The sequence below is a fragment of the Nocardia arthritidis NBRC 100137 genome, from assembly GCF_001612765.1.
Taxonomy (GTDB): domain Bacteria; phylum Actinomycetota; class Actinomycetes; order Mycobacteriales; family Mycobacteriaceae; genus Nocardia; species Nocardia arthritidis.
This window is the reverse complement of the sequence record NZ_BDBB01000033.1, coordinates 70,285-86,186: the sequence shown is the minus strand read 5'-3', so window position 1 is coordinate 86,186 and position 15,902 is coordinate 70,285. Positions and strand designations below refer to the sequence as shown.

Below are 15,902 nucleotides of genomic sequence, written 5' to 3'. Positions count from 1 at the left end.
CGCGCCGGCTTTCGGAATGAACCGGCGCGCGCCGCATCGATCGGATCCCGGTCTATCGCAGGCCGGACGGATTGTTCAGGTCTTGCGCCGAATACGTGTCGCAAGCCCGGACCTGACCGGTCTTGTAGCCGGTGAGGAACCACTTCTGTCGCTGCTCGGACGAACCGTGCGTCCATGCTTCCGGATTCACCCGGCCCTGCGCGGCGCGCTGGATACGGTCGTCGCCGACCGCCGCGGCCGCCGACAGCGCGTCGTCGACGTCCTTGTCCGACAGCGGCTTCAGGAAGGGCTGGTCGCCGCCGGGCGCAGGTTGCTTGTCCGCGAAGTGGGCCCAGATGCCCGCGTAGCAGTCGGCCTGCAATTCGGTGCGTACCGCGCCGGACTCCGGCCCGCGCGGATCACGCTGCGCGCGACCGAGGTCACCGAGCACGTTCTGGATGTGATGGCCGATCTCGTGCGCCACCACGTATTCCTGCGCGAGCGGGCCGCCGCTGGAACCGAAGCGATCCACCAGCTCCTGGAAGAAGCTGGTGTCGAAGTAGGCGGTCCGGTCGGCCGGGCAGTAGAACGGCCCGACGTCGCTGGTGGCATTGCCGCATCCGGTAGAGGTGGCCCCGGAGAAGAGCACGACCTTCGGCTGCGAGTAGCGCTTGCCCGCCTGCTTCGGCAGTTCGGCCGACCACACGGCGTCCAGGCTCTGCGCGGTGAGCGCCACCCGGCAGTCGACGTATTTGTTGGCGTCCGCGCCGGTCTTGCAGTGGCTCGGCGTGCCCTCCGTGCCCGGCTGCGTCTGGCTCTCCTCCGGCGTTCCGGTGAAGTTCCCGAGGATGGATCCGGGGTCGCCGCCCAGCAGCAGCGCCAGCACCAGCACGATGAGTCCGCCCGCTCCACCGCCCAGCGCGAGCTTGCCGCCCATGCCGGGACCGCCGGAGGAAACCCGGTCCGGGTCGATCTGCATGCCCTCGTTGAAGGTCATCGTCGTCGCTTTCTCGCTCGTCCCCGGGGCACACACAGCCCTCGGTCATACGGCCCCGGTTCACTCTCCCTCGGATACAGCTTGGCATGGGCGCGTCGATATCGGTTTCCTCTCGGGGAATGTGTCTCACTACGATGGACTCGCACCCGGTCACCCCGCGCCCGGTGCCAGAGTCGTCGAAAGGAACCCCGTGCTGCGCACCCACTTGGCTGGTTCGCTGCGAAGCGAGCATGCCGGTCAGACCGTCACTCTCACCGGTTGGGTGGCCCGGCGGCGTGACCACGGTGGGGTGATCTTCATCGATCTGCGCGACGCGTCCGGCGTGGCCCAGGCGGTGTTCCGCGAGGGCGAACCCGCCGAACAGGCGCACCGGCTGCGCGCGGAGTACTGCGTGCGCGTCACCGGCACCGTGGAACCGCGTCCGAGCGGCAACGAGAACCCGGAACTGCCGACCGGGGCGATCGAGGTGAACGTCACCGAGCTCGAGGTGCTGAACGAGAGCGCCCCGCTGCCGTTCCAGCTGGACGAGCAGCCCGGTGAGGAAGCGCGCCTCAAGCACCGCTACCTGGATCTGCGCCGGGAAGGCCCGGCGCACGCCATCCGGCTGCGCTCCAAGGTCAACGCGGCCGCCCGCGAGGTGCTCGCCCGCCACGAGTTCGTCGAGGTCGAGACTCCGACGCTGACCCGGTCCACGCCCGAGGGTGCTCGCGACTTCCTGGTGCCCGCCCGCTTGCAGCCGGGCAGCTTCTACGCCCTGCCGCAGAGCCCGCAGTTGTTCAAGCAGCTGCTCATGGTCGGCGGCATCGAACGCTACTACCAGATCGCGCGCTGCTACCGGGACGAGGACTTCCGCGCCGACCGGCAGCCGGAGTTCACCCAGCTCGACATCGAGATGAGCTTCGTGCGCCAGGAGGACGTGATCCTGCTGGCCGAGGAGATCCTGGTCGCACTGTGGAAGCTGGTGGGCTACGAGATCCAGACCCCCATCCCGCACATGACCTACGCCGAGGCCATGCGCCGTTTCGGCAGCGACAAGCCCGATCTGCGCTTCGGTGTGGAGATCACCGAGTGCACCGACTATTTCAAGGACACCCCGTTCCGGGTGTTCCAGGCGCCCTACGTCGGTGCGGTGGTCATGCCGGGCGGCGCGAGCCAGCCGCGGCGCCAGCTCGACGCCTGGCAGGAATGGGCCAAGCAGCGCGGCGCCAAGGGGCTGGCGTACGTCTTGGTGAACGAGGACGGCACGCTGGGGGGCCCGGTCGCCAAGAACCTCAGCGAAGCCGAGCGTGAGGGCCTGGCCAAGCACGTCGGCGCGGTGCCGGGGGACTGCGTGTTCTTCGCCGCAGGCGCACCGAAGGCGCAGCGCGCGCTGCTCGGTGCGGCGCGCGTCGAGATCGCCCGCAAGGTCGGCCTCATCGACGAGGACGCCTGGTCGTTCGTGTGGATCGTGGACGCGCCGCTGTTCGAGCCGACCGTGGAGGCGACCGCGAGCGGTGACGTGGCGGTGGGCCACTCCGCCTGGACCGCGGTGCACCACGCGTTCACCTCGCCGATGCCGGAGTCGCTGGACACCTTCGACACCGACCCGGGCTCGGCGCTGGCCTACGCCTACGACATCGTCTGCAACGGCAACGAGATCGGTGGCGGGTCGATTCGTATCCACCGCCGCGACGTGCAGGAACGGGTGTTCGAGGTGATGGGCATCACGCACGAGGAGGCCCAGGAGAAGTTCGGCTTCCTGCTCGACGCCTTCGCCTTCGGCGCTCCGCCGCACGGCGGCATCGCCTTCGGCTGGGACCGGGTCACCGCGCTCCTGGCGGGGGAGGACTCGATCCGCGAGGTCATCGCGTTCCCGAAGACCGGAGGCGGTGTCGACCCGCTGACCGACGCGCCCGCGCCGATCACCGCGCAGCAGCGTAAAGAGGCGGGACTGGACGTCAAGCCGGAGCAGAAGAAGGGCGCGCCCGCCTCGTAGCGGCCGCTGCCGCGAACGGTATTTTCTGGTCAGCCGCGTCTGTGCCAGGTGACGCCGACCACGAGGAAACGCGTTGCTGCACTTGCGCATGATCAGCCCGCCGGAGAGTACCGACGAGGTGCTCGCGGTACTCGCCGCGGATCCCGGGGTCACGCACGTGACCCTGGCACGCGGTGGGGCGGTGGAGCCCAAGGGCGACCTCGTCGAGGCGGACGTGGCTCGCGAGGCCGCCAACGCCGTACTCGAGGACCTCACGGCGCTGGGCATCTGCCATTCCGGAGGCTTGACGCTCACACCGGTCGAGACGGTCTTGTCGGACGCGGGCGAACGCGCGGTGCACGAGGCGCCCGGTGATCCGAGCGACGCGGTGGTGTGGGAGGAACTGATCGCGCAGACGCACGAGGAGTCGAGCCTCAACGCGACGTTCCTCGCGTTCCTGACGATCGCCTGCCTGCTCGCCGCCGTGGGCGTCACGACCGATTCGCCGGTGACGATCGTCGGCGCGATGGTCGTCGGTCCGGAGTTCGGTCCGTTGGCAGCGTTCGCGGTGGCGTTGGTGCGCAGGGATTTCCGGCTCGCCCGCCGCTCGGCCGTCGCGCTCGCGGTCGGTTTTCCGGTGGCGATGGTGGTCACGCTGCTGGCGACGGTGGTGTGGGAGCAGGTCGGCTGGATCACCATCGACGGGGTGGGCAGTATCGAACAGGTCGACTTCATTTACCAGGTCGGCCCGTTCTCGCTGGTCGTGGCGCTGCTCGCGGGCGCGGCGGGAATGTTGTCGCTGGTCACCGCGAAATCGGCCGCGCTGGTCGGTGTGTTCATCTCGGTGACCACCGTGCCCGCAGCCGGATTCGCCGTGGTGGCGGCGACTTTGGGGGAGTGGCGGGTGGCGTTCCTGTCCGCGGGTCAGCTCGCGGTGAATATGGGGGGCATCATCGTGGCCGGGATCATCGTGCTCGCGCTCCGGCCTCGCGCGGGCGGCGAGGCCGGTCCGGTGGAACGGTTCAAACGCTTGATCGGGATGCGCTCACCGGTCGGACAGGAGGCGGGTTTCACAGCGGTGCGACGGTACCGCCGGTGAGGGCGCGGTAGGCGTAGGTCACGGCGATGACGGCGACCGGGCCCGCGATCAGGAGGCCGAAACCACACAGCAGTAGTCCCAAAAAGGTGACCACCAGCACCGCCAGCGCGAGCAGCAGCACCTGCCCGGCGTTGGCGACCACCAGGGTGAAGCTGGACTTCAGCGCCTCGAACGGGCCCTGATCTCGATCGACGACGAAATGCAGCGAGAACATGCACAGCCAGCCCGCAATCAGTCCGGGGATCAGGCAGATCGCCGAGCCGAGGAAGGTCAGCGTGAACGCCAGCAGCGCGGTGAGCAGCACATTGCCCGCGTTCACGAATCGGAAGTAGGCGCCGAAAGGTGGGGGGGTGCCGTCGGTTTCGTACAGGGCGCCGCGCACCATCGCCGCCTGCAGCAGCCATATGCCGGCCATGACCGCCAGGAACACGAGCAGCAGCGGCAGCATCGTCGTCGGGTCGGTGAGCTGGACGACGAGCACGAACGCCAAATAGATGACCATGCCCACCGCGGTCACCCCGACCCACGGGCCCGGATTGGCCCGGAAACGGGCCCAGCCGTAGCTGAGCGCCTGGCCCACGTCCAGCGTGCGCGGTCCCGTGGCGACCTGCTGGTAGCCGTAGACCGGCTCCTGGGCAGGCGGGGGTCCGGACGGCGGCGCCCACCCCGGGCCGGTGCCCTGCGGGCCGTAGCTGGGGTGCGGGGCGCCCATGGGCGGGGGTGGCTCCACCGGTTCGCTGCCGTAGTGCGCCGCGCCGGGACCTTCGAACTGCGGGTATGCTGACGAACCCGCCATCGCATGGCGGGTGTGGTCGGTTCCGGGGGCGCCGCCCCGCGGATCGGGGTTCTCGTGCTGCCCCGGCCGTGCCGCGAAGCGTTCCTCGTCGTTCGGGGAGGAAGCGCCGCCAGCTGATTGTTTGGGTGCGGGGGGCGGTGTTTCGGTCATGCGTAGACCTTTCCACTCAACTGGTTTGCGGTGTGGCGCACGGCAGTTCACGATGAGAAAACCCGACGGGTGCACAGGTGTCAAGCGACCGGCGGCCACCCTCCGGCCTGGCCGCGGACACGCCGGGCGACGCGGAAAGGTTGTGTAACCGCTCGCTAGAAGTGACCCCATGCGAGTACTTTGAGAGGCGATGACCGCACTATTGGCCGAACGCGCCGCCGAAGTCGTGTCCGCAGCGCAACAGTTGCTCACAAAGCGAATGGGTGCTCCGGTAAAGCTGAGCGATCCGATCGAACTCAGCGGTAGTGGTAGGACGACCGTCCTACGTGTGCGAGTAGCGGAGAACGCCTTCTCGTTGCCGCGAACCCTGATAATCAAGCAGGTCCGTGGCGCCGCCCAGGATCGCCGGACCGGCGGTCTGGCGCCCGGGGTGGCCAGCATCGACTCGGCGTTCCTCCGCGAGACGGTGTCCTACCAGTTCACCACCGCACTGAGCCGGGAACACCGGCCGGGCGCGTACCTGATCGCGCACAGCCTCCCCGACCGGCTGTTGATCCTCAGCGACCTCGGCGAGAACTCGCTGCTCACCGCCGTGCTGCGCTCCGGCGCCGAGCCGGCCACCCGCAATGCCCTCATGGCCTTCGCACAGGCGCTGGGCCGGATGCACGCCGCCACCGTCGGGCGTGAGGCGGACTTCGTCGCGCTGCTGCGCCGGGTGGACGTGGTGCACCGGGTGGACGGCATCGCCCAGCAGGCCGAGTCGGCGATCGCCGAGGTGCCCGGCCTGCTCCAGCGCGAACTGGGCATCGAGGTGCCCGGCGAGATCGCCGAGCGGATCGTGCGCGGCAACCGGCTGTACTCCGCGGGGCGCTTCCGGGCGTTCAGCCCGTCGGACCTCTGCCCGGACAATGTGATCTTGAACGAGGAGGGCGCCCGCTTCCTCGACTACGAGTGGGGCGGATTCCGCGACGCCACCCTGGACATCGCCTACGCGCTGGTGTCCTTCCCGGGCTGCCTGTGCGACCTCGAGCTCTCGCGCGAACGCGCCAACCAGATGGTGGAGGCGTGGCGCGCGGAAGTCGTGGGCGTGTGGCCCGCGCTGGCCGACGACGACCAGCTGGCCGAACGCATCTTGGAAGCCCGGCTGATCTGGGTGTGGCTGTCCACCTACTGGTTCCTGCCCGCCGACCACACACGTATCGCGGCTGCCCGGGAGCACGGCCTCTCGGTGCCGCGCTCGGCGGCGCTGATCAACCGCTGGGCCGCGCTCGCCGAAGACGCGCGGTGCACGGGGGACGACATCGTCGGCGATTTCGCCGAAGACGTGTCCGCAATGCTGGAAGAGCGCTGGTCGGAGTAGGACTTCGCGTCCGAGGAACCGCGCGCGCTGCGCGGGACCTCAGCGGCGTGAATTCGGCCGCCAAGTCTGTTGTCGTCGTTCCGGCGGTCTTCTGCGAAGCGGTCTAGCGCAAACCTGGACCGACCCAGGACCGCATCGCAGGCACGAGTACAGAGACTGCCGCCCTTCGACGGTGCTGTTGCCGCCGCACTCCAGCGCTGGCTGCGCTTGCACGGCGTCCAAGTGACGCAGTTCGTAGCCGGATCGAAGGCGACGCGGCGACGCGTGCCCGCGCGGCCGGGGCGCAGCTCAGCGAAGAGGTTCGCGCCTGTCAATGGCGGAACCGGTCGCATGGCAAGTCGGACGACAACAACCACAGCAGCAGCGGTGGCGGCGGATGCGCGGGCAGGAATGGTCTGCCGTGCCGCTCAGCCGAGCGGCCCCTGCCGCGGCTCGACTCGGCCGCCGGAACGCACGGCGAACGAAGCGCCGTGGCGCACACCGGAATTCGGGTCGGTGACGTTCAGCAGGTAGTACCAGTCCATCTGTGCCTGCTCCGCGGTGACCTCCAGCACGCCGTAGCCGTGCGAATCCAATTCCACGTACCGCAGATGACGGTTGATCGCCCCGAGCGATTGCGCGATCGGCGCTGAATTGGTCCGCAGCAGGTCGCCGATGCTGGACGAGGTCACCGACGGCACCACGAACTCGGCGCCCGCCGTCGCCCCGCCCGGGTAGCTCGCCGCGTCCACCGGGAGATCCGCAGCCCACGAGGAGTGGATGTCCCCGGTGAGGAACAGCACGTCGGAGATCTGCTGGTCGAGGATGGCGCGGAAGAGGCGGGTGCGGTCGGCGGTGTAGCCGTCCCACTGGTCGCCGTTCAGTGACGGGCCGGACTGCGGGACGCCCAAGGTGCTGGTGATCGCCGCCGTGGTGGCAGGATCCAGCGGCGGGAAGACCAGCGGAGCGATCATCACCGAGTTGCCGACCAGCTTCCACCGCACCGGCGCGGACGCCAAGCCCGCGGTCAGCCACTCCATCTGCGTCTTGCCGGTGATGGTGCGAGCCGGGTTGTCGGCCTCCCGCCAGGACGCGCCCGGTTTCGCCTCCTCATCGCGGTAGCTGCGCAGATCGAGCATGGTGAGTTCGGCCAGGGTGCCGAAGCGCAGCCTGCGGTAGATCCGCGCGTCGGCGCCGGACCCGGACGCGCGGACCGGCATCCATTCCAAGTAGGCCTGCGCGGAGGCGGCGCGCCGGTCGGTCCAGCTGCCCTCGGTCGCGGGATCGTGGTTGTGCGCGCCGCCGGACCAGGAGTTGTCCGCGGATTCGTGGTCGTCCCAGGTGCAGATGAACGGCAGCTCGGCGTGCAGACCGAGCAGGTCGGGGTCGGTCTTGTACTGGGCGTGGCGGATGCGGTAATCGGTCAGGCTGACGATCTCGTTCGCCGGTTCGTGCGGGCGCACAATGCCGTTGCGGCCGCCGTACTTGCCGCGACCGTATTCGTAGATGTAATCGCCCAGGTGCACGATCGCGTCCAGGTCGGTGCGGGCGGCCAGGTGGCGGTAGGCGCCGAACCAGCCCGCCTCCCAGTTCGAGCACGAGACCACGCCGAATCGAAGGCGGTCGGGGGTGTCCGCCGTGGCGGGCGCGGTTTTGGTGCGGCCGACGGGGGAGGTCTGGCCGAGGGCGCCGAAGCGATAGAAGTACTCGACATTCGGCGAGAGGCCGGAGACGTCGACCTTGACAGTGTGGTCGGATTCCGCCGCGGCCGTCACGGTTCCGGAGGCGGCGATCGAGAGGAACCGCTCGTCCGCGGCGATCTCCCACCGCACGGCCGCCGGGTCGCCGACGCCCGAACCGGGCGTCGCGTCGTCGGAGACGGTGACGCGGGTCCAGAGGATGACGCCGTCGGGAAGCGGGTCGCCCGAGGCGACGCCGTGCCGGAATGCCGGTGTCGCGGCTTGCGCGCGTCCGCCGCCTGCCACCGCGGTGGCGGTGGCGGCGGCCGCGCTGCCCTTCAGCAGGGTGCGCCGAGCGAACCGGGCGGCGGACGATGGATCTGAAACGAATGCGTTTTCAGGCACGGGTACCGATCCCATCCGAAGTACCGGCGACGCGCAACTCGGTTCACCGCCGCGCCGGTCCAGGCCGTGCTCCGCGGCGCGTCGGTTACGGGGGAACGGCATGCCGCGCTGTCGGTGCGGCTGGGTAACGTTCGTCTGGTGAGCGATGGTTTGTTCGACGTGCCCGGTGCCGCGGCGCCCCCGGAGCATTCGATCGACACCGTGGTGCGCCGGGACGCGGGTGCGCCGCTGGCCGTGCGCATGCGTCCGGCCACGCTGGAGGAAGTGGTCGGCCAGCAGCATCTGCTCGGGCCCGGCTCGCCGCTGCGCAGGTTGATCGAGGGATCGGGCGCCGCCTCGGTGCTGCTGTACGGGCCGCCCGGAACGGGCAAGACCACCCTCGCCTCGCTCATCTCGCAGGCCACCGGTCGGCGGTTCGAGGCGCTGTCGGCCCTCTCGGCCGGCGTCAAGGAGGTGCGCGCGGTTATCGACATGGCGCGGCGCAGGCTGTCGGCGGGCGAACAGACCGTGCTGTTCATCGATGAGGTGCACCGTTTCTCCAAGACCCAGCAGGACGCGCTGCTGGCCGCGGTGGAGAACCGCATCGTCCTGCTGGTCGGCGCGACCACCGAGAACCCCTCGTTCTCGGTGGTGTCGCCGCTGCTTTCGCGCTCGCTGGTGCTGCAACTGCGATCGCTGACCGAAGCCGACATCCGCCAGGTGCTCGGCCGCGCGATCGCCGCCCCGCGTGGGCTCGCAGGCGAGTACACCGTCACCGACGCCGCGCTCGAGCACATCGTCCGGATCGCGGGCGGCGACGCCCGCCGCGCGCTGACCGCGCTGGAAGCGTCGGCCGAATCCTCGCTCGACGGCACCGTCGACGTGGACCTGGTCGAGGCCAGCGTGGACAAGGCCGCCGTCCGCTACGACCGCGCCGGCGACCAGCACTACGACGTGATCAGCGCGTTCATCAAGTCCATCCGCGGCTCGGACGTCGACGCCGCCTTGCACTACCTGGCACGCATGCTCAGCGCGGGCGAGGACCCTCGCTTCATCGCCCGCAGGCTGATGATCCATGCCAGCGAGGACATCGGCATGGCCGATCCGATGGCGTTGCAGACGGCGACCGCCGCCGCGCAGGTGGTGCAGCTGGTCGGGCTGCCCGAGGGTCGCCTCGCGCTCGCGCAGGCCACGATCCATCTGGCGACCGCCCCGAAGTCCGGCGCTGTGGTGGCCGCGATCGGAGCGGCCATGGCCGATGTCGCGGCGGGTAAGGCGGGCCCGGTCCCGCCGCACCTGCGTGACGGTCACTATGCGGGCGCGGCGGCACTCGGCAACGCGCAGGGCTACCGGTACCCACACGACGACAAAGACGGCGTGCTCGCCCAGCAATACCCGCCCGACGAACTGGTCGGCGTCGACTACTACCGTCCCACCGACCACGGACACGAACGCGAAATCGGTCCACGGGTCGACAAGCTGCGCCGCATCGTCCGAGGCTGACGGTCCCCGGTAGGCGGCTGTGTCGGTATCGGCGCGTCCGACAAGGGGGAACGAAGTGGAGGTTTACGTGGCGGCGCAGCCGACAGGCCACAGCTGCGTGTCGGTGACTCCGAGGAACTCGCCGAGAATGCCGACGAGACGGTACGACTGGAATTCGTGTTCGGGAGGCGCGGGAGTCAAGGCTGCGCCGGAGGAGGACCACGGCCGAGACCGGGATCCCGGTCCATCTGCTGGTCGACAGAGACAGCTGCGAGGTAGTCGTGTTCAGCGACCCGGAAGACGGTGTCTACAGCAAGACCGCACGTTCGGAAAGCCTGTCGAACTGCCCGCTCCGGTGTACATGACGTCGGACAGTGAGCCGCCGCGGGGCTGGGTCGCTGAGCGGTCGCGGGGACGCGACGGGTGCCCGGTCGATGAAAATTCGCGTGCGCGGCACCGGTAGGCTGGGTATTCGTGCAGACCCACGAGATTCGACGGCGCTTCCTGGACCATTTTCTCCGTGCCGGCCATACCGAGGTGCCGAGTGCCTCGCTGATCCTGGCCGACCCGAACCTGCTGTTCGTCAACGCAGGCATGGTCCAGTTCAAGCCGTACTTCCTGGGTCAGGAGGCGGCGCCGTACCCGCGGGCCACCAGCGTGCAGAAATGCGTGCGGACCGGCGACATCGAAGAGGTCGGCGTCACCACGCGGCACAACACGTTCTTCCAGATGGCGGGGAACTTCTCCTTCGGTGACTATTTCAAGGAGGGGGCGATCACGCTCGCCTGGGAGCTGATCTCCAAGCCGCAGGACGAAGGCGGTTACGGCTTCGACCCCGAGCGGATCTGGGTGACCGTCTACCAGGACGACCCGGAGGCCGCCGAGATCTGGAAGCGGGTCGCGGGCATGCCCGAGGAGCGCATCCAGTTCCGCGACGGCAAGGACAACTACTGGGACATGGGCGTGCCCGGTCCCGGCGGACCGTGCTCGGAGATCTACTACGACCGCGGGCCCGAGCACGGCCGAGACGGCGGACCGGTCGCCGACGAGGACCGCTACCTCGAGATCTGGAATCTGGTGTTCATGCAGGACATCCGCGGTGAGCTGAGCCCGAAGCAGGGGCATCCGCCGGTCGGGTCGCTGCCGAAGAAGAACATCGACACCGGTATGGGCGTCGAGCGGATCGCGCTGCTGCTGCAGGGCGTGGACAACGTCTACGAGACCGACCTGCTGCGCCCCATCATCGACAAGGCCGAGGAGCTGACCGGACGTTCCTACGGCGTTCAGCACGAGGACGACGTCCGCTTCCGCGTGATCGCCGACCACGCCCGCACCGCGGCCATGCTCATCGCCGACGGCGTGAACCCGGGCAACGACGGCCGCGGCTACGTGCTGCGCCGCCTGCTGCGCCGCATCGTCCGCTCAGCCCGCCTGCTCGGCGCCGAGAAGCCGGTGATGAGCGAGTTCATGAAGGTCGTCAGCGACCTGATGGCCCCGTCCTACCCGGAGCTGGCCACCGACTTTCGCCGGATCGAGACCGTCGCCGTCGGCGAGGAGACGGCATTCCTGAAGACGCTGAACACCGGCTCCACCTTGTTCGACAACACCGCCGCCGCGGTGAAGGCCGAGGGCGGCAGCACGATCGCCGGGTCGGACGCGTTCACCCTGCACGACACCTACGGTTTTCCGATCGATCTGACGCTGGAGATGGCCGCAGAGGCCGGGCTGTCGGTCGACGAGGAGGGCTTCCGCTCGCTCATGGCCGAGCAGCGCAAGCGTGCCAAGGAGGATGCGCAGGCCCGTAAGCACGCCCACGCCGACCTGACGATCTACAAGGAACTGGTCGACCGGGGCGCCACCGAGTTCACCGGCTTCGACGAGCTCACCTCCGAGGCCACCGTGCTCGCCCTGATCGCCGACGGCGTCCGGGTGCCCGCCGCGACCGTTGGACAGGACGTCGAGGTGATCCTGGATCGCAGCCCGCTCTACGCCGAGTCCGGTGGCCAGATCGCCGACCGCGGCTCCATCACCGCCTCCTCGGGCCTGAAGCTGCGCGTCAACGACGTGCAGAAGATCGCCAAGAAGCTGTGGGTGCACAAGACCACCGTGGAGCACGGCCAGGTCACCGAGGGCGATATCGTGCTCGCCCAGGCCGATCCCGCGTGGCGGCGCGGCGCCACTCAGGGGCATTCCGGCACGCACATGGTGCACGCCGCCCTCCGTCAGGTGCTCGGCCCGAACGCCGTGCAGGCCGGTTCCCTGAACAAGCCGGGCTACCTGCGCTTCGACTTCAACTGGCAGGGCCAGCTGTCCGAGCAGCAGAAGGCCGACATCGAGGCCGTGTCCAACAACGCGGTCGGCGCCGACTTCCCGGTGAACACCTTCCTCACCGATCTGCCGAAGGCCAAGCAGATGGGCGCGCTGGCCCTGTTCGGCGAGAACTACGGCAACGAGGTCCGCGTCGTGGAGATCGGCGGCCCGTTCTCCATGGAGCTGTGCGGCGGCACGCATGTGCAGCATTCCTCGCAGATCGGCCCGATCACCGTGCTCGGCGAGTCGTCGGTCGGCTCCGGTGTGCGGCGCGTCGAAGCGTTCGTCGGCCTGGACTCCTACAAGTACCTGGCCAAGGAGCGCGCGCTGCTGGCCGGTGTCGCCTCCGCGCTGAAGGTGCCTTCCGAAGAGGTGCCGGGTCGCGTGGAGCAGCTCGTGGAGCGGCTGAAGGTGGCCGAGAAAGAACTCGAGCGCACGAAGATGGCGGCGGTGCTGTCCTCGGCGGCCACATTCGTCGAGCAAGCCGAGCGGATCGGCCGCCTGCTGCTGGTCGCCGTGGCCGCGCCGGAGGGCGTGCCCGCGGGCGATCTGCGCACCCTTGCCACCGACATCCGCGGCCGGTTCGGCAGCGAGCCCGCCGTGGTGGTGCTGCTCGGCAACGCCGACGGCAAGGTGCCGTTCGTGGTCGCCGTGAACAAGCCCGCGCAGGAACTCGGCATCAAGGCGGGTGATCTGGTCGGCAGCTTCGGCCCGAGTATCGCCGGACGCGGCGGGGGTAAGCCGGAGATGGCCCAGGGCGCGGGATCGGATCCGTCCGGCATTCCGGCGGGCCTGGCCGCGGTCCGCGCGCGGGTGGCCGAACTCGCCGGGTGATGCGCGAGCCCGCGGAATCGGAGAGGTCGGCGCAGCGCGGCGCCGACCGGCCGGATCCCGCCACCGACCCAGGCCGGGGCAGGCGGATCGGCGTCGACGTCGGCAGTGTCCGGATCGGGGTCGCCGCGTGCGATCCCGACGGCATCCTCGCCACGCCGGTGGAGACGGTACCGCGCGCGAAATCGTCACGACGTTCGGCTCCCGCATCCGATATCGAAAGAATTGCCGAAATTGTGCGGGAGTACGAGGCAGTCGAGGTGATCGTCGGATTGCCGCGAACATTACGCGGGGAGAAGGGGACTGCGGCTACGCTGGCCACCGCATTCGCTGAGCGATTGCGGGCCGCCGTCGGGCCGGTGCCGGTCCGGCTTTCCGACGAACGTTTGACTACGGTGTCAGCTGCACGTGCATTGCGGGACAGTGGAGTTCGCGCGCGTGGCCAGCGGCAGGTGATCGATCAGGCGGCGGCCGTGTCGATCCTGCAAGGATGGTTGGACGAACGGAGTGCGGTGTTGAGGTCGGTGGAAGCGGGACGTCCCGCGTCGCCCGGGGACGATGCATGACGGATCGGTGGGCGCGGGCCGAGGAACTGTTCCGACAGCGCGAAGCTGATCGGCGGTATCGGAGAGACGACCGGGCCTGGGGCGAACACGACGGCGATGACTACTACGACGACGATACGACCGTCATCCCCCGCTACGTCGATGACGAGGAGGAGGAGCCGCCCACGCCGGCTCCGCCCGCCCCGCGGCGTGGCGGGCAGCGCGCGAGCGCTACCCGCGAGCAGGCGCCGCGCCGTGCGAAGCGCGTCCAGCCGGAGCGTTCCGAGCGCTCTGGTCGCCAACGTGGCAAGCGATCACGGGTGGCCTCACGCAAAGCCGCCGAGCGCAAGCGGCGCCGCCGGACGATATGGATCGTCGGGGGCGTCTTCGCGCTGATTTTCGCAGGCGCTGTTGTCTTCGCGGGCATGAAGCTGGTCGCCAGTTTCGGCCCGCCGGAGGACTTCGCGGGTCCGCCCGGCCCCTTGGTGATCGTGCAAGTGCACGACGGCGACACCTCGACGCAGATCGCGGCGACCATGCACGACAAGGGCGTCGTCGCCAGCACCGGCGCGTTCATCGAAGCGGCTGTGCGAAATTCGAACATGAACGCGGTGCAGCCGGGGTTCTACGCGATCGCGAGCCGCAGCCCCGCGGCGCAGGCGGTCGCCGCGCTGGTCGGCAAGGACTCCAGGGTCGGCAACCTGGTCGTCTCCGAGGGACGTCTGCTGCACGACCAGCACGACATGAGCACCGGCGGGCGGTACGACGGCATCTACCGCAAGATCGCCGAGGCCAGTTGCATCGGCACCGGCGCCAGCCAGAAGTGCGTGACCTACGAACAGCTCGATGCCGCGGGCGCGAGCCTGGATCTGGCCGCGCTCGGGGTGCCCGCGTGGGCGATGCAGGGTGTCAAGGACTGCCCGGACCGGGCGAGACAGCTGGAAGGCCTGATCGCCGCGGGCACATGGGATTTCGATCCCAGCGGCACACCGGAACAGATCCTGCGGCAACTGGTGTCGGCGAGCGCGAAGAGCTATGAATCCACCGGCTTGCTGCAGTCCGGCGCCGACACGAAACTGACGCCCTATGAGACGCTGGTCGCTGCCTCGCTGGTGGAACGTGAGGCGAAACCGCAGGACATGGGCAAGGTGGCACGGGTGATCGTGAACCGGCTGCGGGTCGATCAGATGTTGCAGTTCGATTCGACGGTGAACTACACCCTGGATCGCACCGAGGTGGCGACCACCGACGCCGACCGCGCTCAGGAAACCGCCTGGAATACCTATGCGATGCAGGGCCTGCCCAAGACCCCGATCGCCGCGCCGTCGTTGAACGCGTTGCGTGCGATGGAGAATCCGGAGGCGGGGCCCTGGCTGTACTTCGTCACCGTCGACAAGCAGGGCACCACTCTGTTCACCGACGACTACCAGGAGCATCTGCGCCTGATCGCACGGGCGCAGCGCAGCGGCATTCTGGACAGTTCCAAGGACAGCGGTGGCCGGTAGTCGCAAGGCGGCGGTGCTCGGTAAGCCGATCGCGCATTCGCGATCGCCCCAGCTGCACCTGGCCGCGTATCGCGCGCTCGGGCTGGACTGGAGCTACGAGCGCATCGAGTGCTCGGCCGAGCAGCTGCCCGGGTTGGTCGACGGGCTCGGCCCGGAATGGGTCGGGCTCTCGGTGACCATGCCCGGCAAGGAAGTGGCACTGGCCTACGCGCACGAGCGCACCGACCGTGCCGTGCTGGTCGGATCGGCCAACACCTTGGTCCGCACCGGCGCAGGCTGGCTGGCCGATTGCACCGACGTCGACGGCGTGCTCGGCGCGCTGCGCGGCGCGGGGGCCGGAGAACTGGCCGAAGGCGTGGTGCTGGGTGCGGGCGGTACCGCGCGGCCTGCTCTGCTGGCGCTGTCGGAGCTGGGCGCGAAGTCGGTCACCATAGTCGCGCGGGACGCGAACCGGGCGCGCGGTGCGCTCGAACTCGCCGAGCGGCTCGGAATGGTGGCCGTGTTGGCCGCATTCGAGGCCGGGCCGCTCCAGGGGATCTGCGCGGCGGCAGGCGCCGTGATCAGTACCATTCCCGCCACAGCGGCCGCGGTCGTCGCCCCCGCGGTGGCCGAGGCCCCGGTGGTGCTCGACGCGATCTACGACCCATGGCCGACACCGCTGGCGAGGGCGGTGTGGCGGGCCGGGCACACGGTGGTCAGCGGTTTGGAGATGCTGCTGAACCAGGCCTACGGGCAGGTCGAGCTGTTCACCGGGCAGCCCGCGCCGCGCGCGGAGATGGCGGCGGCGCTGGACGAGGGTCACCGGCCGCAGAATTGATACCGGTTCTAGTTTGGTTGAGCGCGACGCGGGGT

At 69.4% G+C, this 15,902-nt stretch carries 11 protein-coding genes; 8 read left to right on the top strand and 3 right to left on the bottom strand.

The features are described 5' to 3' along the window. Positions 1-52 precede the first annotated feature (52 nt). Positions 53-976 carry a KPN_02809 family neutral zinc metallopeptidase gene (gene ypfJ, locus NA8_RS22575; RefSeq protein WP_063052330.1) on the bottom strand — a complete coding sequence of 308 codons (924 nt, stop codon included), beginning with the start codon at positions 974-976 and terminating at the stop codon, positions 53-55. A gap of 190 nt (positions 977-1,166) precedes the next feature. Here ypfJ and aspS point away from each other — a divergent pair, with 190 nt between their 5' ends. Next, entirely contained in the window at positions 1,167-2,951 is a 1,785-nt protein-coding gene (gene aspS / locus NA8_RS22570) for an aspartate--tRNA ligase (protein ID WP_063052329.1), read from the top strand. Between the two features lie 73 nt (positions 2,952-3,024). Further along, positions 3,025-4,029 (top strand): DUF389 domain-containing protein, encoded by a 1,005-nt coding sequence (locus NA8_RS22565; protein WP_084467008.1) that lies wholly within the window; start codon positions 3,025-3,027, stop codon positions 4,027-4,029. Here NA8_RS22565 and NA8_RS22560 read toward each other — a convergent pair. Further along, entirely contained in the window at positions 4,001-4,975 is a 975-nt protein-coding gene (locus NA8_RS22560) for a hypothetical protein (protein ID WP_063052328.1), read from the bottom strand. The two genes, NA8_RS22565 and NA8_RS22560, sit on opposite strands and share 29 nt — an antisense overlap. A 190-nt stretch (positions 4,976-5,165) precedes the next feature. Here NA8_RS22560 and NA8_RS22555 point away from each other — a divergent pair, with 190 nt between their 5' ends. Beyond that, entirely contained in the window at positions 5,166-6,335 is a 1,170-nt protein-coding gene (locus NA8_RS22555; RefSeq protein WP_063052327.1) for a phosphotransferase family protein, read from the top strand. A gap of 407 nt (positions 6,336-6,742) precedes the next feature. On the opposite strand, the gene NA8_RS22550 is transcribed toward NA8_RS22555, so the two are convergent. Further along, positions 6,743-8,413 carry an alkaline phosphatase D family protein gene (locus NA8_RS22550; protein ID WP_063052364.1) on the bottom strand — a complete coding sequence of 557 codons (1,671 nt, stop codon included), beginning with the start codon at positions 8,411-8,413 and terminating at the stop codon, positions 6,743-6,745. Positions 8,414-8,536: 123 nt separating this feature from the next. Here NA8_RS22550 and NA8_RS22545 point away from each other — a divergent pair, with 123 nt between their 5' ends. From NA8_RS22545 to NA8_RS22525, 5 genes are all read left to right on the top strand, one after another. Continuing rightward, a complete protein-coding gene (locus tag NA8_RS22545; RefSeq protein ID WP_063052363.1) occupies positions 8,537-9,880 on the top strand; it encodes a replication-associated recombination protein A in 1,344 nt (447 codons plus the stop codon). 453 nt (positions 9,881-10,333) lie between these two features. Then, on the top strand, positions 10,334-13,003 hold the full coding sequence (gene alaS / locus NA8_RS22540; RefSeq protein WP_063052326.1) for an alanine--tRNA ligase: 2,670 nt from the start codon (positions 10,334-10,336) through the stop codon (positions 13,001-13,003). Next, complete coding sequence (gene ruvX / locus NA8_RS22535; protein WP_063052325.1) at positions 13,003-13,566, top strand: Holliday junction resolvase RuvX; 564 nt, start codon at positions 13,003-13,005, stop codon at positions 13,564-13,566. The genes alaS and ruvX overlap by 1 nt, the downstream gene beginning before the upstream one ends. Further along, a complete protein-coding gene (locus tag NA8_RS22530) occupies positions 13,563-15,050 on the top strand; it encodes an endolytic transglycosylase MltG (protein WP_063052324.1) in 1,488 nt (495 codons plus the stop codon). Before ruvX ends, NA8_RS22530 begins: the two co-directional genes overlap by 4 nt. Continuing rightward, complete coding sequence (locus NA8_RS22525; protein WP_063052323.1) at positions 15,040-15,867, top strand: shikimate dehydrogenase; 828 nt, start codon at positions 15,040-15,042, stop codon at positions 15,865-15,867. The genes NA8_RS22530 and NA8_RS22525 overlap by 11 nt, the downstream gene beginning before the upstream one ends. Positions 15,868-15,902: the final 35 nt, after the last annotated feature.

Excerpts from the sequence above, each read along its gene's own strand:
- ypfJ (WP_063052330.1), bottom strand. The coding sequence starts at position 976 with ATGACCTTCAACGAGGGCATGCAGATCGACCCGGACCGGGTTTCCTCC.
- NA8_RS22560 (WP_063052328.1), bottom strand. The coding sequence starts at position 4,975 with ATGACCGAAACACCGCCCCCCGCACCCAAACAATCAGCTGGCGGCGCT.
- NA8_RS22555 (WP_063052327.1), top strand. The coding sequence starts at position 5,166 with ATGACCGCACTATTGGCCGAACGCGCCGCCGAAGTCGTGTCCGCAGCG.
- NA8_RS22550 (WP_063052364.1), bottom strand. The coding sequence starts at position 8,413 with ATGGGATCGGTACCCGTGCCTGAAAACGCATTCGTTTCAGATCCATCG.
- ruvX (WP_063052325.1), top strand. The coding sequence starts at position 13,003 with ATGCGCGAGCCCGCGGAATCGGAGAGGTCGGCGCAGCGCGGCGCCGAC.
- NA8_RS22530 (WP_063052324.1), top strand. The coding sequence starts at position 13,563 with ATGACGGATCGGTGGGCGCGGGCCGAGGAACTGTTCCGACAGCGCGAA.